This is a genomic window from Stagnihabitans sp., from assembly GCF_964946895.1.
Genome location: NZ_CBBQHX010000028.1, coordinates 1 through 22,316 on the forward strand (window position 1 = coordinate 1; position 22,316 = coordinate 22,316).

The 22,316-nt window shown below is 64.5% G+C and carries 18 protein-coding genes; 3 read left to right on the plus strand and 15 right to left on the minus strand.

Annotated elements, in window-relative coordinates; translation table 11 throughout:
- Nucleotides 1-67: 67 nt before the first annotated feature.
- On the plus strand, nt 68-1,420 hold the full coding sequence (gene accC / locus AC1Y2B_RS16350; protein ID WP_482254234.1) for an acetyl-CoA carboxylase biotin carboxylase subunit: 1,353 nt from the start codon (nt 68-70) through the stop codon (nt 1,418-1,420).
- 130 nt (nt 1,421-1,550) lie between these two features.
- Nucleotides 1,551-2,228: a leucyl/phenylalanyl-tRNA--protein transferase gene (aat, locus tag AC1Y2B_RS16355; RefSeq protein WP_482254179.1), complete on the plus strand. Its 678-nt coding sequence runs from the start codon at nt 1,551-1,553 to the stop codon at nt 2,226-2,228.
- On the opposite strand, the gene AC1Y2B_RS16360 is transcribed toward aat, so the two are convergent.
- The 10 genes from AC1Y2B_RS16360 to AC1Y2B_RS16405 all read right to left on the minus strand — a co-directional run bounded on the left by AC1Y2B_RS16360 (nt 2,135) and on the right by AC1Y2B_RS16405 (nt 14,594).
- A complete protein-coding gene (locus AC1Y2B_RS16360) occupies nt 2,135-2,545 on the minus strand; it encodes a DUF2155 domain-containing protein (RefSeq protein ID WP_482254180.1) in 411 nt (136 codons plus the stop codon). The two genes, aat and AC1Y2B_RS16360, sit on opposite strands and share 94 nt — an antisense overlap.
- On the minus strand, nt 2,542-3,006 hold the full coding sequence (mlaD, locus tag AC1Y2B_RS16365; protein ID WP_482254181.1) for an outer membrane lipid asymmetry maintenance protein MlaD: 465 nt from the start codon (nt 3,004-3,006) through the stop codon (nt 2,542-2,544). The genes AC1Y2B_RS16360 and mlaD overlap by 4 nt, the downstream gene beginning before the upstream one ends.
- Nucleotides 3,007-3,018: 12 nt before the next feature.
- The gene (locus tag AC1Y2B_RS16370) at nt 3,019-3,393 is read right to left on the minus strand and encodes an NADH:ubiquinone oxidoreductase subunit NDUFA12 (RefSeq protein ID WP_482254182.1); all 375 of its coding nucleotides are present in this window, start codon (nt 3,391-3,393) and stop codon (nt 3,019-3,021) included.
- Between the two features lie 215 nt (nt 3,394-3,608).
- The gene (locus AC1Y2B_RS16375; RefSeq protein WP_482254183.1) at nt 3,609-4,709 is read right to left on the minus strand and encodes a cystathionine gamma-lyase; all 1,101 of its coding nucleotides are present in this window, start codon (nt 4,707-4,709) and stop codon (nt 3,609-3,611) included.
- 81 nt (nt 4,710-4,790) lie between these two features.
- Entirely contained in the window at nt 4,791-5,690 is a 900-nt protein-coding gene (locus AC1Y2B_RS16380; RefSeq protein ID WP_482254184.1) for an NAD(P)-dependent oxidoreductase, read from the minus strand.
- Nucleotides 5,687-7,117: an aldehyde dehydrogenase family protein gene (locus AC1Y2B_RS16385; protein ID WP_482254185.1), complete on the minus strand. Its 1,431-nt coding sequence runs from the start codon at nt 7,115-7,117 to the stop codon at nt 5,687-5,689. Before AC1Y2B_RS16385 ends, AC1Y2B_RS16380 begins: the two co-directional genes overlap by 4 nt.
- 7 nt (nt 7,118-7,124) lie before the next feature.
- Complete coding sequence (locus AC1Y2B_RS16390) at nt 7,125-8,720, minus strand: trimethylamine methyltransferase family protein (protein ID WP_482254186.1); 1,596 nt, start codon at nt 8,718-8,720, stop codon at nt 7,125-7,127.
- 22 nt (nt 8,721-8,742) lie between these two features.
- Nucleotides 8,743-9,564, minus strand: a complete 822-nt coding sequence (locus AC1Y2B_RS16395; RefSeq protein WP_482254187.1) for an isocitrate lyase/PEP mutase family protein — start codon at nt 9,562-9,564, stop codon at nt 8,743-8,745.
- A gap of 74 nt (nt 9,565-9,638) precedes the next feature.
- Nucleotides 9,639-12,080: a GcvT family protein gene (locus AC1Y2B_RS16400; protein ID WP_482254188.1), complete on the minus strand. Its 2,442-nt coding sequence runs from the start codon at nt 12,078-12,080 to the stop codon at nt 9,639-9,641.
- 72 nt (nt 12,081-12,152) lie between these two features.
- Nucleotides 12,153-14,594, minus strand: a complete 2,442-nt coding sequence (locus tag AC1Y2B_RS16405; protein WP_482254189.1) for a GcvT family protein — start codon at nt 14,592-14,594, stop codon at nt 12,153-12,155.
- Nucleotides 14,595-14,696: 102 nt separating this feature from the next.
- Between AC1Y2B_RS16405 and AC1Y2B_RS16410 the strand changes: the two genes are divergently transcribed.
- The gene (locus AC1Y2B_RS16410) at nt 14,697-15,548 is read left to right on the plus strand and encodes a LysR family transcriptional regulator (RefSeq protein WP_482254190.1); all 852 of its coding nucleotides are present in this window, start codon (nt 14,697-14,699) and stop codon (nt 15,546-15,548) included.
- Nucleotides 15,549-15,632: 84 nt separating this feature from the next.
- On the opposite strand, the gene hutU is transcribed toward AC1Y2B_RS16410, so the two are convergent.
- From hutU to hutI, 5 genes are read right to left on the minus strand one after another with little or no spacing between them, the layout of a single operon-like run.
- Nucleotides 15,633-17,312 carry a urocanate hydratase gene (hutU, locus tag AC1Y2B_RS16415; RefSeq protein WP_482254191.1) on the minus strand — a complete coding sequence of 560 codons (1,680 nt, stop codon included), beginning with the start codon at nt 17,310-17,312 and terminating at the stop codon, nt 15,633-15,635.
- A gap of 7 nt (nt 17,313-17,319) precedes the next feature.
- On the minus strand, nt 17,320-18,435 hold the full coding sequence (locus tag AC1Y2B_RS16420; protein WP_482254192.1) for an acyl-CoA dehydrogenase family protein: 1,116 nt from the start codon (nt 18,433-18,435) through the stop codon (nt 17,320-17,322).
- A complete protein-coding gene (locus AC1Y2B_RS16425) occupies nt 18,432-19,550 on the minus strand; it encodes a CaiB/BaiF CoA transferase family protein (protein WP_482254193.1) in 1,119 nt (372 codons plus the stop codon). Before AC1Y2B_RS16425 ends, AC1Y2B_RS16420 begins: the two co-directional genes overlap by 4 nt.
- Nucleotides 19,547-21,076, minus strand: coding sequence for a histidine ammonia-lyase (gene hutH, locus AC1Y2B_RS16430; RefSeq protein ID WP_482254194.1), 1,530 nt, complete (start codon nt 21,074-21,076; stop codon nt 19,547-19,549). Before hutH ends, AC1Y2B_RS16425 begins: the two co-directional genes overlap by 4 nt.
- Nucleotides 21,066-22,265: an imidazolonepropionase gene (gene hutI / locus AC1Y2B_RS16435; protein ID WP_482254195.1), complete on the minus strand. Its 1,200-nt coding sequence runs from the start codon at nt 22,263-22,265 to the stop codon at nt 21,066-21,068. Before hutI ends, hutH begins: the two co-directional genes overlap by 11 nt.
- Nucleotides 22,266-22,316 lie beyond the last annotated feature (51 nt).

Below are 22,316 nucleotides of genomic sequence, written 5' to 3' on the forward strand. Positions count from 1 at the left end.
GAATACGGCGCGCCCCTGATGATCGTCGAGTGAGGTCGGCATTTTGACAGCACCCTCAACTTTGCCCATCTTCGATAAAATCCTGATCGCCAACCGGGGTGAAATTGCCCTGCGCGTGATCCGCGCCTGCCAGGAAATGGGCATCAAATCGGTCGCGGTGCATTCCACCGCCGACGCCGATGCGATGCACGTCCGCATGGCCGACGAATCTGTCTGCATCGGCCCGGCCTCCTCGACCCTGTCCTACCTGTCGAAAGCCGCGATCATCTCTGCGTGTGAGATCACCGGCGCGCAGGCGGTGCACCCCGGCTACGGCTTCCTGTCGGAAAATGCCTCCTTTGCGCAGGCCCTGCAGGATCACGGCATCACCTTCATTGGCCCTAATGCCGAACACATTCGCATCATGGGCGACAAGATCACCGCCAAGGAAACCGCCAAGGCGCTGGGAATCCCGGTCGTGCCGGGGTCTGACGGCGGCGTGCCGGATTTTGAAACCGCCATCGGCGTGGCCGCGAAAATCGGCTTCCCGGTCATCATCAAGGCCACCGCCGGCGGCGGCGGGCGCGGCATGAAGGTCGCCAAGACCCCCGAGGAGTTGGAAATCGCCTTCCGCACCGCGCGGGCGGAATCGAAGGCGGCTTTTGGCAACGACGAAGTCTATATCGAAAAATACCTGCAAAAACCCCGCCACATCGAAATTCAGGTCTTCGGCGACGGCAAGGGCAACGCGGTCCATCTGGGTGAGCGCGACTGTTCCTTGCAGCGCCGCCATCAGAAGGTCTTCGAGGAGGCGCCCGGCCCCGTCATAACCCCGGCCCTCCGCGCCAAGATCGGCAAGGTCTGCGCCGACGCGATGTCGAAGATCAAGTACATCGGCGCCGGCACGATCGAGTTCCTCTATGAAGACGGCGAGTTCTTCTTCATCGAGATGAACACCCGTCTGCAGGTCGAACACCCGGTCACCGAAGCCATCTTCGGCGTCGACCTCGTGCGCGAACAGATCCGCGTCGCTTCCGGCCTGCCTCTCTCGTTCACGCAGGACGAACTTGAGATCAACGGCCACGCCATCGAGGTCCGGATCAACGCCGAACGCCTGCCCGACTTCGCCCCCCGTCCTGGCAAGGTGAAGGTGTTCCACGCCCCCGGCGGCCTCGGCGTCCGCATGGACTCGGCCCTCTACGGCGGCTACTCGATCCCACCCTATTACGACTCGCTGATCGGCAAGCTGATCGTCCACGGCCGCGACCGCCCCGAGGCACTCGCGCGTCTGCGCCGCGCCTTGGGCGAGTTGATCATCGACGGCATCGAAACCACGATGCCGCTGTTCGATGCCCTGCTGTCGGAACCGGACATCCAGAACGGCGAATACAACATCCATTGGCTGGAAAAGTGGCTGGAAAAGAAGTTCGGCAACGCCTGACACCGCAAGGATGGGCAAATTGCCCATCCTCCCTTGTCCCTCGGTCATCCTTGGCAGCATCGACACTTTGCCCAAACTACCCGCCTGACCCGCGCCCCCCCGGCCCAGCCGCTTTAAGAGAGGACCTGGCATGATCCTCACCCCTGACCTTTTGTTGCGCGCCTATGCTGCCGGGGTCTTTCCCATGGCCGAAAGCCGCCAGACGTCCGAAATCCACTGGGTTGACCCCAAGCGCCGGGCGATCTTCCCGTTGGACGGGTTCCACGTCTCGCGCAGTCTGGCCCGCCATATCCGCCGTCTGCGGCCACGGGTCACCGTCGACCGCGACTTCGCCGGGGTTGTCACAGCCTGCGCCGACCGCGCCGAAACCTGGATCAATGCCGAGATTTTCGCGGCCTATGCCGCCCTGCAGGCCGAGGGCCACGCCCATAGCCTTGAGGTCTGGGATCAGGACCGCCTGATCGGTGGCGTCTATGGCGTGGTTCTGGGCTCTGCCTTCTTTGGCGAAAGCATGTTCTCGCGCCAGCTCAATGGCTCCAAGATGGCCCTGACCTATTTGATGCACCGCCTGCGCGCCGGGGGTTTCACCCTGTTCGACGTGCAGTTCCTGACCCCGCATCTGGCCAGCCTTGGCGCACAGGAAATCTCGCGCGCCGACTACAGGCGGCGCTTGGCCGCAGCACTGGGCACCGGCGCAGCCTTCACCCCGCCCGATTACCCGCCCGAGCCCGAGCCCGAGGTGGTGCTTTTGGCGGGTGCCGGGGCGGCCGTTGCGGGCACATCGCAGTGCAACACCCAGACGTCATAGCGCGGATGATCCAGCGCCGACAGGCCCGGGCTTGACGCCACCATCCAGCCCTTGAACACCGGATCCAACTGGCTTTCGTCGGTAATCGTCAGATGGGCATAGGCCTCGGCCTCGGGCTGATCAGAGGGGTAGCGGCATTCGTCCAGCCGCACCTGCAGCTTGCCCACCGCCTGCACCTGTCCGGGGCCAAGGTCGTAATCGGTCACCGCTCCGGTCATCCGGTCCAGCACGCGCACGGCACCGCCCGTCGCCACCACCACCTCGGCCTGAACAGCCGGGGCAACCAGCACCGCCAAGGCCAGCGCCAGCGCCTTCATGGTGTCTTGGCCGCTGGATCGGATTTCGAGCTGACGAATTTCATCAGAAGCGAGATCAGCGACACCGCGCCCTGCGTGTCCTCGATCTCATCCCCGGGGGCGAGCGTGTCCGGCATGCCGCCGGGTTGGATTTCGATGAAATTGCCGCCCAAAAGCCCCTCGGACGAGATCAGGATAGCGCTGTCGGTCGGCAGCTTGATGCTCTTGTCGATCGAGATCACGGCATCGGCCATGTAGGTGTCAGGATTAAGCGTCAGCTTGGTCAGCGCGCCCACCTTGACCCCTGCCAGCTTGACATCCGACCCCAGCGACACGCCCTCGATCGAGCGGAACGACGCCTTCAGGTCATAGCGGTCGCCACTGGTGCCGACACCCGTGCTTTTGCCGGCATAGGCGACAAAGCCCAAGGCCACGGCCACCACAAGGGCGCCCGCCAGAATCTCAAGCTTGTTGTCAGCCATCGGCGCGGCCCCTTATTCCGGCGACCAGGCTTCGTAATCGGCGCGCGGCGCGGGCGCGGCGCGGCGGATCGAGCCGGGCGGCGCATAGGCAGCCGCAGTGCCGGTCAGGTTTTCCAGGTGCGGCTCTTCCCAGGGCTTGTGCGCCAGCGGAGCCTTGGTCGGCGGTTGATCCCAGGTGAAATGCAGCCAGCCATGCCAGTCCGGTGTCACGCGCGAGGCTTCCATTTCGCCATTGTAGATCACCCAGCGCTTTTTGCCGTCGGCGGTCTGGTAATAGGTATTGCCCTGCCCATCCTCGCCCACCTTCACGCCCCGGCGGGCGGTGAAAAGCTGGGTGCCAAGGGTCTGGCTGTTCCACCAGGTCAGCAGGCGCTTGAGGAAATACATGGGGCGGGCCTCCGGTTGTTCATGCGTTCTATGCCGGAACAGGGCGCAAAGGTCCAGAGGTGGCGCGCAGGGCGGCCCCGGACCGCGCAGGAGTTTTCTGCGAAAATGCGGCCCCACGCTCTTTCTGCGCAAGATCAGACCGGTGTCAGGTCCAAGCTTGGATTTTCGCAGAAAATGCGCCTCCCCAGATCTTCGCACAGGATCTGGCGGCCCGGTCAGTCGCGCAAGGCCGCCACGATCGCGGCCCACAGGGGCTCCACCGGCTCGACCCCCACGGAAAAACGGATGAAGCCCGGCGCCACCGCGTCGCCCCAGCGCGCCCGCCGCTCGCCCGCCGAATGGGTGCCGCCGAACGAGGTGGTCTGGGTGACGTAAGCGCAGCGGGTCAGGAAGTCTTCTGCCTTTTCCTCGCTTTCCAGCTCGAAGCTCATCAGGAAGCCAAAGCCCGACATCTGCCGTTTGGCGATGGCGTGGCTTGGATCATGGGGCAGACCGGGATAGCGCAGGTGCTGTATGCGGGGGTGATCGGCCAGCCGCTCGGCAATCGTCTGGGCGCTGGCGCACATCCGCGACAGGCGGACCTCCAGCGTCTCCAGTCCCCGGTGCAAAAGCCAGGCCTCGAAAGCGCCCGGCACCGCGCCCGACAGCTTGCGCCACTCTGCCACCCGCGCCATCAGGCCAGCGTCCCGGCCCGAGACGTGGCCGTAAAGCACGTCCGAGTGTCCAGCCGGCGCCTTGGTGTCGGCGGCCACCACCAGATCGGCACCAAGGTCCAAAGGCCGCTGCAGCAGCGCCGTCATCGTGGTGTTGTCGACGATCAGCTTCGCCCCCGCGGCATGCGCCTTGCGGGCGGCCAGCGAGATGTCGCAGCAATCAAGGCCGGGGTTGGACGGCGTTTCCAGAAATACCACCGCAGCCCCCGAGAAATCCGCTGCATCGACATCGCGCGTGTCGATCAGCCGGATCTTGACACCCAGCGGCGCCAGAAACCGGTCCGCCAGAAGGCGCGTCGTGTAGTAGCCATCGGCGGGCAGGATCACCTCTTGCCCGGCGACAAGCGTGCACATCAGCGCCGCCGCAATTGCCGCCATGCCAGAGGGGAAGCCCACCACCGTGGCGCCTTCCAGAATGGCCAGCTGCTCCTCGACCTCTTCCCAGGTCGGCATCGCCATCCGACCGTATTTGTAGGCGGCATTCTCCAGCCCCGGCAGGTGGAAGGTGGTGGCCGAGATCAACGGCGGTGCGATCGGGTCGCCGCGGCCCAGACGGGCGCCCCGGTGATGCAGCATGTCGGCAAAGCGGCGGTCGGTGGTCATCTGAGGTGCCTTGTTCTGCGGGGCTGGAAGCGGGGGTTTCACACCCCCGCGCCCCCGTGGGATATTTGGTCCTAGATGAAGCTATTCAAGGCGGGAAGGGAAGCCCTCGGCGCGCAGGTCGGTATTGAGCGCGTCTTCCAGCAGCTTGACGATCTGGGTCGATTGCGCCTGGCCCCCATAGACCGCCTTGCCCTTCATGAAGGTCTGGTTGGTCAGGGACGCGAGGTCCAGCGGCACACCGTATTCCTTGCCAAAGCCCATGGCAAAGCCAAGGTCCTTCAGCGCCAGGTCCATCGTGAAAGCGATGTCGTAGCTGCCGTTCAGGATCAGCTGGCCTTCGGTTTCATGCACGAAAGAGGTGCCCGAGGACGCCGTGATCGCCTCCCACGCCGTCTTCAGATCGAGGCCGCCGCGCTTGGCCAGCATCAGCGCCTCGCCGTCCGCCACAAGGTGGATGAAGGCCAGCATGTTGGTGATCACCTTGATCACCGCAGCCGACCCGAGCGGCCCCATGTGGAAGATCTTGCCGCCGATCGCCTCCAGCGCGGGGCGGTGCAGGTCGAACAGGTCTTGATCGCCGCCGACCAGCACGGTGATTTCCCCACGTGCCGCCAAATGGACGCCCCCCGTGACCGGCGATTCCAGCATGCGCACCTCGGCGAAGCGGGCCAACGCGGCCAGCCGCAGCACATCCTCGCGGCCGAGCGTGGAATTCTCGATCCAGGTGGCTCCGGGTTTCATCACCGGCAGGATCTGGGCCAAGACCGCCTCGGACACGGCCGGGGACGGCAGGCATGTGAAGACATGGTCCACCGCCGCCGCCAATTCGGACGGCGAGGTCGCCACCTGGGCCCCCATTGCGCGATGCCGCTCGGCCAGCACGGGGTTGCGGTCATAGACCGTGACCTGATGCCCCGCCCGGATCAGGCTGGCGGCCAGATGACCGCCCAGATTGCCAAGACCGATATAGCCGTAATTCATTCCCCCCACCCGACGATGCCTTTCACTTCGCAGAAGTCATGGATGCCCCAATCGGCATATTCGCGCCCGTTGCCGGACTGTTTGTAACCGCCGAAAGGCGCAAAGGTGTCCCATGCCGGGTAGTTCAGGTTGACGGTGCCGGCGCGCAGACGGCGCGCCACCGGCTTGGCGTCCTCGACCGGGCCGGCGATATAGGCGGCCAGACCATAGGGCGTGTCATTGGCCATCTGCACAGCGTGGTCAATGTCGTCATAGGGCAGGATCGAGAGGACCGGCCCGAAGATCTCCTCGCGCGAGATGGTCATGTCGTTGGTCACCCCACCGAAGATCGTCGGCTTCACAAACCAGCCGTGGTTGAGGCCCGCAGGCCGCCCGATGCCGCCGGTGACAAGGGTTGCGCCCTCGTCGATGCCTGCCTGAATCAGGCGCTGGACCTTGTCGAACTGCGCCTTGGAGATCAGCGGCCCCATCGTCGTGCCGGTATCGGTCGGATCACCGACGACCACCGCCTCGGCGGCCTCAGCCGCAAAGGTCAATGCCGCGTCATGCGTGGCGCGCGGCACGAACATCCGGGTCGGCGCGTCACAGCTTTGCCCGGTGTTGCCAAAGCAGCCCTCCACCCCCGCCTTGACCGCTGCGGCAAGGTCTGCGGTCGGCAGGATGATGTTGGGGCTTTTGCCGCCCAGTTCCTGCGCGACCCGCTTCACCGTCGGTGCCGCTGCAGCAGCCACCGCCGTGCCAGCCCGGGTCGAGCCGGTGAACGAGACCATATCCACATCCGGATGCGAGGACATCCGCGCGCCCACTTCCGGTCCGGTGCCATTTACAAGGTTGAACACGCCCGCCGGAACCCCGGCCTTGTGGCAGACATGGGCGAACAGCACGCCCGACAGCGGTGCAATCTCGGACGGCTTCAGCACCATCGTGCAGCCCGCCACCAGCGCGGGGGCCACCTTGCAGGCGATCTGGTTCATCGGCCAGTTCCACGGCGTGATCAGGGCGCAAACCCCGATCCCCTCATGCACGATCCGCGTGGTGCCGCGCATGTATTCCCACGCCATCTCTTCGGCGGCCTTGATCGTGCTTTCGATATGGACCTGACCGGCCCAGGCCTGCGCGCCCCGCGCCCATTCGATGGGGGCGCCCATCTCGGTGCTCATCACCTGCGCGAATTCCTCGTACATCTCGTTATAGACGTCGAGAACGCGCTTGAGCAGGGCAATCCGCTCCGCCACCGGCGTCACCGTCCAAGCCGGAAACGCCGCCTTGGCCGCGGCAATCGCCGCGTCAATGTCGGTCTGGTCGCCCAAGGCGACTTGCGCGACGATCTCTTCGGTGGCCGGGTTCTCTACACCCATCCGCGCCTTGGAATGGGGTTCGACCCAAGCGCCGCCGATGTAGAATTTTTCCATATGTGCCGGGACCATGGGAGCCTCACTTGAAGTGGATGTTGTACTTGGCGCGGATGGCGGCATCGATCGCAGGATCAATCACGTTGCCCGAACGCGCCAGAATGTCATTCTTGCGCTGGATCGCCTTGTCCAGCAACAGGGGTTTGCCCGCCTCGTTCCATTCCTTCGGGCTCATCCGGTTGGCAACGTTGGGGTAAATGTATTCCGTCTGCATCAGCTTCAGCGTCTGGTCCGACCCCAGATAGTGCCCCGGTCCGCCCAGACAGACCTGCTTCATCGCGTCAATCGAGGTGTTGTCTTCCGTCACCTCGATCCCGCGCACACAGCGCATCGCCTGCCCCAGAAGGTCATCGCCCAGGATCAGGCTTTCCATGCAGAAGCCGAGGAGGGACGCATGCATCCCCACCGCCTCATAGCACATGTTCAGGCCCGCAAGCCCGGCCAAAGTGTTGGTGATCCCCTGCTCCCATCCCGCCTGCATGTCGGGCAGCTTGCTGTCCGAAATGCCGCTAGCCGCCCCGCCGGGAAGGTCATAGAACCGATGCATCTGCGCACAGCCCGCCGTCAGCAGGGCCTGCTCGGCGCTGCCCCCCGACATGGCCCCCGTCCGCAGGTCCGACACGAAAGGCCAAGTCCCGAAAATCGCCGGAGCACCCTTGCGGATCGCGTTGGTATAGACGACCCCCGCCAGACACTCCGCCATCGCCTGCACGATCGCCAAGGCAATCGGCGCCGGCGCGGTCGCCCCCGCCTGCCCCGCTGACAGCAACAGCATCGGCATGCCGCGCCGGATGCAATCCTCCATCACCCGGCAGCTTTCTTCCGCGAACTTCATCGGAGGAACCACGAAGCAGTTGGAATTGCTGACAAAAGGCCGCTCCAGCCACTTGTCCTCGCCCCCCGCCACCTGATGCAGGATGTCAAACGCCGGAGCCACCGCCGCCGGATCAAAGAAGCTGGTGCCGACGTGCTTCTTGGTCCCCGCAAGGCAGGCATAAAGCGTGTTCAGGTCCATATCGACGTTGTCGATCACGTCCCGGCACACCATGGTGCGCTGATAGAAGTGGATGTTGTCCAGATTATCGACCAACCGCGCCGCATCATACAGATCCTGCGCGGTGGAATCCCGATACTCCAGCGTGATCGGATCGACGATATGCACCGCCGCGCCCGCCGTGCCGAAATGCACATTGGTGCCCGACAGATGCAGGTCATGCTTGGGATCGCGGGCATGCAGCGTGATGTTGCGCCCCGCCACAGCCAGCATATCCTCCACCAAGGCGCGCGGGAACCGGATGCGCCCGTCATCGCCCAGAATGGCCCCCGCCCCGGTCAGAATCTCCACCCCCGAAGCCGGAGCATTGGAAAGACCGATCACCTCCAGCGCCTCTAGCGCCGACTGATGAATCTTCGCCATCCCCGCCTCGGTCAACGGCTTGTAGGTGCCGCCCGGCATCCCGCCCCGCACCGGCTTCACGTCATCCGCCAAAGGTGCCGCCCGCAGCGCCACCCGCGCCGAGCGCCCGCCGGAACGTCCGCTCCGCGCCTCGTTCCGCGCCTTGGCCGGTTCGCACACCTCGCCAACGCCCTCGACAGTCTCCGTTGCCAGATCGCTCATCTTCAGTCCTTTCCGCCCGTCCTCAGGACAGGCCCATTCCCCGCGCCAGAAGCGCATCCATCTCATCACCCGAAGCCGCAGCCTTCAACGGCGCAAACGACCCCGCCAGCATGGCACTTACCGCATCCTTCATCGCCGCATGGGTCACCCGCGCAATCTGGCTGCCCGTGGAAATCCGCCGCACCCCCATCGCCGCCAACTCCGCCACTGTCAGATCTCGCAACGTCCCCGCTGCCAGCGCATTGACCGGCGCCGTCACCGCGGCCAACACTTGGCGCAGTTCCGCCCGCCCCGGAGGCACCGGCAAATACAGCAGATCCGCCCCCGCCGCCTCAAAGGCCTGCAAACGCCGGATCCCCTCCGCCAGCCCATAGGTCCCGTTCATCACGCCATCGGCCCGCGCACAGAACACGAACGGCCGCCCCAAACCCCGCGCTGCGGCAACCCCGGCCATCACCCGCTCGACGGCCATGTCAAACCCGTAAGACGACTTGTCCGCCGCCGTATCCTCGATCGACAGTCCCGAAAGCCCAACCTCCGCCCCCAAGCGCACTGTCTCGGCCACGACCTCAGGGGCGTCGCCAAACCCACCCTCGAAATCGCCGCTCACCGGCAACCCGGTTGCAGCCACAATCGCTGCCGCATGGGCCAAAGCCTCGTCCCGGCTCACCCCCATATCCGGCCGTCCCAAGGTAAACGCGTGCGCCGCCGAAGACGTCGCCAGCGCCTTGGCCCCCAAACCCGCCATGATCCGGGCCGAGCCCACGTCCCATGGGTTCGGAATGACAAAACACCCCGCCTGATGCAGATCCCAGAACCGCTGATGGCGCTCTGCCAAACTCATCAAGATCCTCCCGCAACCCTTTTCATTTGTTCATAAATATCCCGGGGGTCCGGGGGCTGGCCCCCGGCGGCCGGCTACAGGCGCACCCGCTCGGATTTGGCATCATACATCGGCAGCAGCGAGGCCACAGCCTTGTGCCGCACCCCCGCCACCTCGATCTCGTAATCCGACCCCAGCACCTCCGCCTCGGTCTGCCCTTTGCACGGCACATAGCCCATGCCGACAGCCCCGCCGAGGAAGTGCCCATAGGCACCGCTCGTCACGGGTCCTACAATCCTGCCATCCCGAACCACGGCCTCGTTGTGGAACAACAAGGGCTCCGGGTCCACCAGCCTGAACTGCACCAAGCGCCGATCCAACCCCGCCTCGGCCTTGCGCAAAACCGCCTCACGCCCAAGGAACGACGCTTTCTTCTTGCTCACCGCAAAGCCCAGCCCGGCTTCCAGCACATGATCCTCATCCGTGATATCATGCCCCCAATGCCTATAGGCCTTCTCGATCCGGCACGAATCGAGCGTATGCAGCCCGCAAAGCTTGATCTCCGGCGCGGCCTCCATCAGCGCCTCAAAGACATGCGCCGTCTGGTCGGCCGAGACATAAAGTTCCCACCCCAGTTCGCCCACATATGTCACCCGATGCGCCCGGGCCAACCCCATGCCCACCTCGATCTCCCGCGCCGTCCCGAACGGATGCGCCGCGTTTGACAGATCATCCGGCGTGATCCGCGACAGAACCTCACGCGCCTTCGGCCCCATGACGCACAGCACCGACTCCGCCGCCGTCATGTCGGTGACCACCGCGAAATCCTCGCCCAGATGCCGCCGCAGCCAAGCCAGATCCCGCTGCAATGTCGCCCCCGGCACCACGATCAGATAAGCGGTTTCCGACAAACGGGTCACCGTCACGTCCGCCTCAATCCCGCCCTTGGCATTCAGGAACATCGTGTAAACGATCTTGCCCACCGGAACATCCACCTCCGCCGAGCACACCCGATTGAGGAACCGCGCCGCATCCCGCCCCTCGACCCGGATCTTCCCGAAAGACGTCATGTCGAACAGCCCCACGGAACCCCGAACGGCCAGATGCTCCGCCTTCTGGTTCTCGAACCAGTTCTGCCGTTTCCACGAATACTGGTACTCCCGCGCCTGCCCCTCATTCGCAAACCAGTTCGCCCGCTCCCAGCCCGCAACCTCGCCAAACACCGCGCCGCGCGCCTTCAGATGCTCATGAATGGGCGACCTGCGAACACCCCGAGACGTGACAACCTGCCGATAGGGGAAGTGATCGGCATAAAGCAGCCCCAAGGTCTCGCTGACCCGCTCTTTCAGATAAGCCTTGTTCCTCTGAAAGGGTTGCGCCCGGCGGATATCGACCTCCCACAAATCGAACGGAGCTTCCCCCTCCACGATCCAATGTGCCAAGGCCATCCCCGCGCCACCCGACCCGGCAATGCCAACCGAGTTATACCCGGCAGCCACCCAATACCCGCCCAGTTCCGGCGCTTCGCCCAGATAATAGCGGTCATCGGGCGTGAAGCTTTCCGGCCCGTTGAAGAAGGTGTGAATCCCCGCCGTCTGGAACAAAGGCATCCGCTCCATCGCGTGTTCCAGGATCGGCTGGAAATGGTCCCAGTCCTCTGGCAGCGTGTCGAACATGAAGTCGTCGCGGATGCCGCCCATGCCCCAGGGCTTGGCCTTGGGCTCAAAGGCCCCGATCATCATCTTGCCCGCGTCGGACTTATAGTAAGCGCATTCGTCTGGCACCCGCAGCACCGGCATATGGCCCAGACCCGGCACCGGCTCGGTGATCAGATAGAAATGCTCACACGCATGCAGCGGCAACGTCACGCCCGACTGCGCCGCAAGGTCCCGCCCCCACATGCCGCCGCAGTTCACCACGACATCCGAGGCGATATGCCCCGGCACCCCATCGGCATCAACATAATCTACCCCGGTCGCCCGGCCACCTGCCTTGGTGACGCCCACAACCTTGGTATGCTCAAATATCTGCGCGCCGCGCATCCGCGCCCCCTTGGCCAAGGCCAAGGCGATATTCCCCGGATCGCACTGGCCATCCAACGGCAGATGCACCGCCCCCACCACATCACTCACATTCAGATGCGGATACATCGCCTTGACCTCACTCGGCGAAATCTCCGTCACATCCACGTCGAAAATCCGCGCCACCGTGGCCTGCCGCAGCAACTCCTCGCGCCGTGCCTCGGTCAGCGCCACCGAGATCGACCCGACCTGCCGCATCCCCGTCTCAACACCCGTCTCCGCCGCCAGCTTCACATACAGATCCGCCGAATACTTCGCCAAGCGCGTCATATTGGCCGAGCCGCGCAATTGCCCGATCAACCCCGCCGCGTGCCACGTCGTCCCACTGGTCAGCTGCTTGCGCTCCAGCAAAACAATATCCGTCCAGCCCATCTTCGCCAGATGATACGCCACCGAGCAGCCCGAGACGCCCCCGCCAATCACCACCGCCCGCGCCTGTGCCGGTATCTTGCTCACGTCAGCCTCTTTCATACTTGTCCAAATATCCAACGGGGGTCCGGGGGTGTGAACCCCCCGGTCCGCCGCCCGTCACGCGCGGATGCGCTCGTTCTTGGCATCCCACAGCGGCTGATCCGCCTGCACCACCGCCGGATAGCGCGTCCCGAAGATTTCCACCTCGACCGCCGTGCCCGGCACATTGACCTCGGTCTTCAGCATCCCGAGGCCTATGCAAGCCCCAACCCGGTGCCCATAATAGCCCGAGGTCAGCTCTCCCACGACCTTTCCCTCATGCCAGATCGTCGACATATAGGGCGGGTCCTGCTCTCCGGCTTCAATCACCAGCGTGCAGAACCGCTTGGTCACCCCGCGCTGCTTTTCTGCCTCCAAAGCCGCCTTGCCCCGGAAATCGGGCTTGGCCCAATCCACAAACCTGTCAAGACCGCCCTGCAACACCGTGTAATCGGTCGACAAATCACCCTTCCACACCCGGTAGCCCTTTTCCACCCGCAAGGAGTTCAGCGCATACATGCCGAAGGGCTTCAGCCCGAGGCCCCCGCCGAAGGCCAAGACCTTATCCCAGACCTTGGCCGTCTCGCCCACCGGAGTGTGAATTTCCCAGCCCAGTTCCCCGGCAAAGGACACCCGGAACAGATAAACCTCCGCCCCGGCAATCGTCGCCTTCTGGAAGGTCAGCCAGCCCTTGGACAGGTCTGCATCGCAAACCCCCGCAAGGATCTCGCGGCTTTTCGGCCCGGTCAGGATCTGGCAGGACCACAGGTCCGTCGCATCGAACAGCGACAGACCGGGGGCGAGGTGCTTCAGCAGCCATTCCTTGTCATGGGCCTGCGCCGTGGCGGCGGTGATCAGCAGCACCTGATCCTCGGCCATCCGCGCCACCGACATCTCGGTGACGATCCGGCCCTTGTCATCGGCGAAATAGGCCAGCCCGAGGCGACCGACAGAGGGCAGCTTGCCAGTGATCTGACGCGACAGCCATTCCGAGGTGCCGGGGCCGGAGATCATGTAGCGGCTGAAGCCCGGCAGGTCGAGAATCCCGGCCGCGTCCCGCACTGCCTCGCACTCGGCCTTCACCGCGCCAAACCACGGACCTTGCCGGTCCCAAGTCTTCTGCGCCTCCTCGGACACGTCATCGCCGGGGCGGGCATACCAGACCGCCCGCTCCCACCCATTATAGGGCGCATAGACGGCGCCAAGGGCCTTGGTGCGGTCGTGGACGGTGGACAGCTTCTTGTCGCGACCCTCGGGCCAGGCGTGGTGCGGGAACTGGATGGCGTATTCGTGGCCATAGACCTCCATCCCCTTGGTCACGCAATAGGCCGGGTCTTCGAAACCGGTGAAGCGGCGCGGGTCGCAGGACCACATGTCCCATTCGGTCGCACCTTCCGTCACCCATTCGGCCAGCACCTTGCCAGCGCCGCCGGCCTGACAAATGCCGAAGGTGAACACGCAGGCCTCAAACGCATTCGGCACGCCGGGCATCGGGCCGATCAGCGGGTTGCCATCCGGCGTGTAGGGGATTGGCCCGTTGATCACCTTGGTCAGCGCGGCCTTCTCCAGCAAGGGCACGCGGGCCATGGCATCGGCGATGTGCCACTCCAGCCGCTCCAGATCATCCGGGAACAGCTGGAAAGAGAAGTCCTTGGGGAAGGGATCGTCCTTGGTGAACCAATGCGCCTTGCAGTTGCCCTCATAGGGGCCAAGGTTGAAGCCGTTCTTCTCCTGCCGCAGGTAGTAGCTCGAGTCGACATCGCGCAGCAGTGGCAGCTTGTGGCCGACCGATGCGGACCAGTCCGCCAGTTCCGGAATGGTGTCGAACAGCATGTACTGGTGGCTCATCACCATCATCGGCAGATCGCGACCAAACCACTTGGCGACCTCACGGGCATAGTAGCCCGCCGCATTCACCACATATTCGCAGCGAATCTCGCCCTTGGGGGTCGAGATCACCCATTCGTCATTCTCGCGCCGCACCCCGGTGGCCGGGCAAAAACGTTCAATCCGCGCGCCCATCTGGCGGGCACCCTTCGCAAGCGCCTGAGTCAGTTGCGCAGGGTCGATGTCGCCATCGTAGGGGTCGTGCAAAGCGCCCGAGAGGTCGTGGGTTTCAAGGAAGGGGTAGACCGACTTCACCTCATCAGGAGACAGGATGTTCAGGTTCATCCCCTGATAGCGCCCCATGCCGACAACGCGCTGGAACTCCTGCAGGCGCTCCTTGGTGTGGCCGAGGCGCACCGAACCCGTGACATGGTAGTTCATCGGGTAATCAACTTCCGCGCCCAAGCCCCGGTAAAGCCCGGCGGAATAGCGCTGCATGTTCATGATCGACCAGCTTGACGAGAAAGTCGGCACATTGCCCGCCGCATGCCAGGTCGACCCCGCCGTCAGCTCGTTCTTTTCCAACAGAACGCAATCCGTCCAGCCCGCCTTGGCCAGATGATACAGCGATGACACGCCCACCGCCCCCCCGCCAATGATCACCACGCGGGCAGTTGTTGGAAAATCAGCCATGTCACGCTCCCTTGTCTTGGGCCCGAGTATCGCCCCCCCGGCCTGCGCTTTCAATTCGCCCGGAAAGGCGCTATTGATCGACAAATCCGATCAGAGGGCCTGATGCAGATCGAACTTGTCGACACCTTCCTTGACCTGATCGAAACGCGCAGCTTTCACCGCACGGCCGAGCGGATGCACGTCACGCAATCCACCGTCTCGGCCCGGGTTCAGGCGCTTGAGGCGGCTGTCGGCGCACGGCTTCTGGTGCGGTCGCGCGCAGGCACCGATCTGACCACCGAGGGGCTGAAGTTCGAAACCCACGCCCGCGGCCTGCGCCACGCCTGGGCCGAGGCGCAACGGGCGGTGCAACCCTCGGGCACGGCGGCCGTTGTCTTGCGGATCGGTATCCAGAACGACCTTGCGGCGGGCAATATCGGCGACTGGGTGCAGAACTTCCGCCGCTCGTTGCCGGAATGTTCGTTCTATATCGAGCCGGATTACTCGGCCCAGATGTGCAAGGACCTTGACCGGGGCGCGCTGGACTTCGCGGTGCTGTATTCGCCGCAAGCCCTGCCCGATCTGCACATCGAAAGCGTGGGCGAGGTGAAGTACCGGCTGATCAGTTCCGAAGGCCCGCGCCGGGCGGATATCACGGCACAGCGCTATATCCGTGGCGCCTATTCGGCAGCGTTTGACGAAACGCACCGACAGGTGATGGCGGAATTCGGCTCTGCACTGCTCGCCTCGGGCCAGAACGCGGCGGTGGCGGGGCTTCTGGCAACGATGGGCGGATCAGGTTTTGTGCTCGAGGAGACAGCCCTTCGCATGGTGGCGTCAGGGTTTCACGCCGTGGCGGATATCGATCCGATCCGCCAGCCAATCTTTGCCGTCATGCACCAAAGGCACCGCACCAGCCGGATGCACCGCCGGTTGACGCGGATCGTGGCGCGCGAGATTGCAGGAAGGTCCTGAGGCAAAAGCGCTCTGCGGACCCGTCTGGGGGGACTTCACGTCCCCCCAGCCCCCCCTGTGGGATATTTGGAGAAGGCGAAGACGTCAGTTTCCGAGGATACTTGGCAGTCTGAGCCCATGGTCCTTGGCGCATTGGATCGCGGTGTCGTAGCCCGCGTCGGCATGGCGCCAGACGCCCGAGGCCGGGTCGTTCCACAGGACGCGTTCCAGGCGTTTGGCGGCCTCGGGCGTGCCGTCGGCGACGATGACGACACCGGCGTGCTGCGAGAAGCCCATCCCGACGCCGCCGCCGTGGTGCAGGCTGACCCAGGTGGCGCCGCTGGCGGTGTTGACCAGCGCGTTGAGGAGGGGCCAGTCGGAGACGGCGTCGGAGCCGTCTTTCATGGACTCGGTTTCCCGGTTGGGGCTGGCGACAGAGCCTGCGTCGAGATGGTCGCGGCCGATGACGATGGGGGCTTTCAGTTCGCCCGATGCCACCATCTCGTTGAACATCAGGCCGGCACGGTGGCGGTCGCCGAGGCCGATCCAGCAGATGCGGGCGGGCAGGCCCTGAAAGGCGATACGTTCGGAGGCCATGTCGAGCCAGCGGTGCAGGTGGTGGTTTTCGGGGAACAGCTTCTTCATCGCGGCGTCGGTCTTGCGGATATCCTCGGGGTCACCCGACAGCGCCACCCAACGGAACGGGCCAATGCCCTTGCAGAACAGCGGGCGGATATAGGCGGGGACGAAGCCGGGAAAGGCGAAGGCGTTCTCGAAGCCCTCTTCCTTGGCGACCTGACGGATGTTGTTGCCGTAGTCGAGCGTGGGAACCCCGGCGTTCCAGAAATTCACCATGGCTTCGACATGGGCCCGCATCGAGGCGCGGGCGGCGGTTTGGACGGCTTTCGGGTCAGTCTCCTGCTTGGCGCGCCATTCGGCGGGGGTCCAGCCGGCGGGGCAATAGCCGTGCAGCGGGTCGTGGGCCGAGGTCTGGTCGGTGACGATATCCGGGCGATGGCCACCGGCCTGCATGCGGCGGTAAATTTCGGGGAAAACCTCAGCGGCGTTGCCAAGAAGGCCGACCGACTTCGCCTCGCCCTTCGCAGTCCATTCGTCAATCATCGCAAGGGCTTCGTCGAGGGTCTTCGCCTTGGCATCGACGTAGCGGGTGCGGATGCGGAAGTCGATGCGGGTCTCGTCGACCTCCACCGCCAGACAGCAGGCACCGGCGAAGACCGCCGCGAGGGGTTGGGCGCCGCCCATACCGCCGAGGCCGCCGGTCAGGATCCAGCGGCCCTTGAGGTTGCCGTCGTAATGCTGGCGGCCCGCTTCGGCAAAAGTCTCGTAAGTTCCCTGCACAATGCCTTGAGTTCCAATGTAAATCCAGGACCCGGCGGTCATCTGGCCGTACATCATCAGGCCCTTCTTATCGAGCTCGTTGAAATGCTCCCACGTCGCCCAATGCGGCACAAGGTTGGAGTTGGCGATCAGCACCCGGGGCGCATCGGTATGGGTCTTGATGATGGCGATGGCCTTGCCGGATTGTACGATCAGCGTCTCATCCGCCTCCAGGTCGCGCAGGCCTGCACAGATGCGGTCAAAATCCTCCCACGTCCGGGCGGCGCGACCGATCCCGCCGTAAACCACCAATTCATGAGGGTTCTCGGCCACATCCGGGTGGAGATTGTTCATCAGCATACGCAGCGGCGCCTCGGTCAGCCAGGATTTCGCGCTGAGTTCGGTACCGGTGGCGGGGTAGATGTCGCGGGTATTGTGACGGGTCATGGTGCTCTCACAGGATATGGCCGGCGATGATCATGCGCTGTATTTCCGAGCTACCTTCGTAGATGCGGAAAATCCGGCAGTCGCGGGCGAGGCGTTCAAGGGGAAAGTCGCGGGTAAAGCCATAACCGCCATGCAGTTGCAGGGCGGCGTCGGTGACACGGGCCACCATTTCGGAGGCGAATAGCTTGGCCATCGAGGATTGCTGGGTGAAGCGCGTACCGCTCTCCCGCAGCGCCACGGCTTGCGCAGCCAAAGCCCGGGCGGCGGCCAAATCCGTTGCCATATCCGCCAGTTGCCAGCGGATGCCCTGCCGGTTGGCGAGGGGTTCGCCGCCGATGATGCGGGTCTTGCACCAGTCCTTGGCGAGGGTCAAAGCGGTGTCGGCAATCCCGGTCGCCATTGCGGCCACCTCCAGCCGGCCATTGTCGAGCACCTTCATCGCGGTCTTGAAGCCGGTGCCTTCAGCGCCAACGCGATTGGCCTCGGGCACCAGACAGTCGAAATCCAGCTCCCAAACATGACCGCCGCGCAGGCCCATCGTGCGTTCGACCCGGCCAATGGTCAGACCCGGCGTGCCCTTTTCGACCACGAAAGTCGAGATCCCGCGATGCCCTGCTGTCGCATCGGTCACGGCGAAAACCACAAGGAAATCAGCCACTCCGCCGTTGGAGATGAAGCATTTCGCGCCCTTGATCCGGTAATGATCGCCCTCGCGCGTCGCGCGGGTCTTCATGTCGGCCGGGTCAGAACCTGCGTTCCGCTCGGTCAACGCAAAGGCCCCCAAGGCGCGGCCTTCCGCGGCCAAGGGCAGGAAGCGGTCCTGCAAATCCTGCGTGCCGCCCAGCAGCACGGAATCCGTCGCCAGATAATGCGCCGTCAGCGCCGAGGCGGTAGAACCGCATGCGCCGGCGATGACCTCTACCAGCGCGTAAAGGCAGGCGGCAGAGATACCTGATCCGTAAGGCTCCGGCAGGTTGGCCCCCATCACACCCGCTTCGGCCAGGGTGGCCAACTGACGGTGGACGAAGGTCGCCGCCTCATCCGTCGCGGCGGCCAAGGTGGCAATCTTCTCGGCCACAATCCGGCGCAAGGTGTCGAGGAAGCTGAGTTCTTCCGGGCTCACGACGCGACCCCCAGACGGCGAAGGATGGCTGCGCCGTCGGCGCCAAGCTTCGGCGCGGGCGTTGAAGACATCGGCTTTTCTCCATCGAAGTGAACTGGTTGCCCAACGATCTTCGAGTTCCCGACTTCCGCCACCAGCCCTCGTGCCACGGCATGGGGCGAAGCCGCCGCGTCCGCCAGCGACTGGACCTGCGCCGTGGGAATACCCGCCGCCGACAAGGCGGCCAGAACATCAGACACCGGACGCATCCCGGTCCAGGCTTCAATCGCAGCCTTGATGCGCGGCTCCTGCGCCGTGCGCCCCTCATCCGTCGCCAGCGCGGGGTCAAAGCCCATCTCGCTGCCAATCAGCCCGCACAGCGCCTGCCACTGCCGGTCGCCCAGAACTGCAATCACCGCTTGGCCGTCGGCACAGGCAAAGCAGCCAAAGGGCGTCGACAGCGGGTGCCGGTTGCCAACAGGGCGCGGTGCCTTGCCCGCATAGAATTGCAGCGCGTGCGAGGTTGGAAGCAGGCTGAACAGGGCATCGAACATTGCCACGTCGATGGTGGCACCTTCCCCCGTGGCATTGCGGCGGAACAGCGCAGCCAGAATGGCCCATGAGGCATAAAGCCCCGCCATCAGATCGCCGTAACTTTCCCCCACTTTCAAGGGTTTGCCGCCCTCTTCTCCGGTGCTGGCCATCAGCCCGGACATGGCTTGCGCCACCAGATCATAGGCGGGCAGATGCGCATCCGGCCCGGTCTGGCCAAATCCCGAGATGGAGGCATAGATCAGCCCGGGCTTCTCCTTGCGCAACTCTGGCCCCAAACCAAGGCGAGCGGCGACACCTGGGCGAAAATTCTCCACGATAACATCGCACTGCAGGGAAATCGCCTTGGCGGTGGCCTGCGCGGCAGGGTCCTTGAGGTCAAGCACAATCGACTCTTTGCCGCGGTTCATCAGCGTGAAGAGTGCGGATTCGCCCGCTACAAATGGCCCAATATGACGGTAATCATCGCCTTGTGGCGGTTCCAGCTTGATCACCTCAGCGCCAAGGTCCGCCAAAAGCGCGGTGCAGAACGGACCTGCCATGACCCGCGTCAAGTCAAGAATACGAAGCCCTTTCAACATCATAGCGTGGGAAGCTCCACTCCCGTTGCCACCAGCAGATCACCTGCGGCGATCAGGCGCGCGGCTGCGGCAAGGTCCGGTGCCATGTAGCGGTCATCCCCCAGCGTCGCCACATCCTGCCGCAGCCTTGCAACAGCTTGCGCAAGCGGCTTGGAGGTGCACAAAGGTGCACGGAAATCAATACCTTGCGCGGCGGTGATCGCCTCAACCCCCAAAATGACGTTGAGGTTGTCGATCATCCGGCTCAACCGGCGGGCGCCATGGGCGGCCATCGACACGTGATCCTCCTGATTGGCAGAGGTGGGCGTGGAATCGATCACCGTCGGGTGCGCCAAGTGCTTGTTTTCGCTCATCAGCGCAGCCGTCGTCACCTCGGCGATCATCAGGCCCGAATTCAGACCGGGGCGTGGGGTCAGGAAGGCGGGCAGATCGAAGCTTAGCACCGGATCGACCATCAGGGCCACCCGGCGTTGCGCGATCGCACCGATCTCGCTGATGGCCAGGGCAATCATATCTGCTGCAAAACCAACAGGTTCCGCGTGAAAGTTCCCACCAGAGACGATCTGGCCGTCCGACAGCACCAAGGGGTTGTCGGTCGCCGCATTGGCCTCGATCTCCAGCGTTCGCGCCGCTTGGCGCAGGATATCCATCGCGGCACCCGTAACCTGCGGCTGGCAGCGGATGCAGTAGGGGTCCTGCACGCGGCTGTCGCCCTCGCGGTGGCTTTCGCGGATCACCGAACCGTCCAGCAAGGCGCGCAGCGTCGCGGCGGCAGCAATCTGACCGGGCTGGCCGCGCAACGCGTGGATCTCCGGCTCCAGCGGCGCGGTGGAGCCCATGATGGCGTCGGTCGACAGCGCCGAAGTCACCAGCGCAGACTGCGCCCCGCGCCAGGCACCGAACAGGCCCACCAAGGCGTAGGCGGTGGAAAACTGCGTGCCGTTGATCAGCGCCAACCCTTCCTTCGGGCCAAGCATCACCGGAGAAAGCCCTGCATCGGCAAGCGCTTGCGCACCGGTCTTCACCTGACCCTGATGCTCCGCCTCGGACTCGCCGATCATGACGGCAGCCATATGGGCCAAGGGGGCAAGGTCGCCGCTGGCACCCACCGAGCCTTGCGCCGGGATCACCGGAGTGACGCCTTGCGCCAGCATCCCCTCCAGAAGGTCGACAATATCCCACCGCACGCCCGAGGCGCCACGGCCCAACGACAGCAGCTTCAGCACCATCATCAGCCGCACCACCGGGCGGGGCATCGGATCACCAACGCCGCAGCAATGTGACCGGATCAGGTTTCTTTGAAGCGTTGCAGTATCTTGCGGGGCGATCTTCAAGCTGGCCAACTTGCCGAACCCCGTGTTCACCCCGTAAACGGCCACTGACCCTTCGGCAGCCTTGGCGATCTGCGCCGCCGCCCACTCCACCCCCGGACGGGCGGAGCGGTCAAGCAAGGCAGGTGCTTGGGTGCGATAAATCCGCTCCAATTGGGCGAGGGTGGTGGAGCCGGGGGTAAGAGTTTCAGGCGTCAAGGCGGCCTCCGAAGATGCGGGAATGCAGGGGCGTGGCCCCGATTCTGTAAGACAATTCAGCGGGATGGCGGGCATCCCAGATGCACAGGTCAGCCCGTTTTCCGGGCCTGACCTGCCCGCAATCCGCCAACCCAAGCGCGCGGGCGGCGTTCACCGTCACCCCTTGCAGCGCCTCCAATGGGGTCATGCGGAACAGGGTGCAGGCCATGTTCATCGCCAGCGTCAGCGAGGTCATCGGCGATGAGCCGGGGTTGGCGTCAGTTGCCACCGCCATCGGCACACCTGCGACGCGCAGGGCGGCGATGGGGGGCAGACGCGTCTCGCGCAGGGTGTAGAAGGCACCCGGCAGGATTACAGCGACGGAACCGGCGGCAGCCATCGCGTCGATGCCGTCTTGGGCGAGGTATTCCAGATGATCCACCGACAATGCGCCGTGTTTGGCGGCGAGAACGGCGCCTTTGAGGTCGGAGAGTTGCTCGGCATGGAGCTTGACCGGCAGGCCAAGGCTGCGAGCGGCAGTGAAAAGGCGGTCCACTTCCACTGGCGAAAAGGCAATGCCCTCGCAGAAGGCGTCGACCGCGTCGATCAGGCCTTCGGCAACGGCCTGACGCAGCGAGGGGATGGCGACCTCCTCGATATAAGCCCCTGAGCGGCCCTTGTAGTCCGGCGGAATGGCATGGGCGGCCAGATGGGCGACCCTGACCCGCACCTGACGGTGCGATGCGATCTGGCGGGCCACGCGGAGCATTTTCAGTTCGTCCTCAACCGTAAGGCCATAACCCGATTTGACCTCGATCACCGTGGCACCGGAGGCGATGATCTGGTCGGCACGGGCAAGCGCCAGCGCCAGCAGGTCAGCCTCGGACGCGGCGCGGGTGGCGCGGACGGTGGACAGGATGCCACCGCCGGCGCGGGCAACCTCTTCATAGCTGGCCCCGTTCAACCGCATCTCGAACTCGGCCGCGCGGTCGCCGGCAAAGACGATATGGGTGTGGCAATCGATCAATCCAGGGGTCAGAAGACGGCCGCCAAGGTCTTGCGGCGACAGGGATTTATAGGCTTCCGGCAGATCAGCCGGCACCCCGGCGAAGGCGATGGTGTCACCGTCAAGCACGACCGCAGCCCCTTCGATCAGGCCATAGCCGCCCACCATCGTCGCCAGCGTCGCATTGGTCAGAAGAATCGGCATCAGCCTTGCCTTATGTCTGGGTTTATGCTTATTATGTCTATACATATTAAC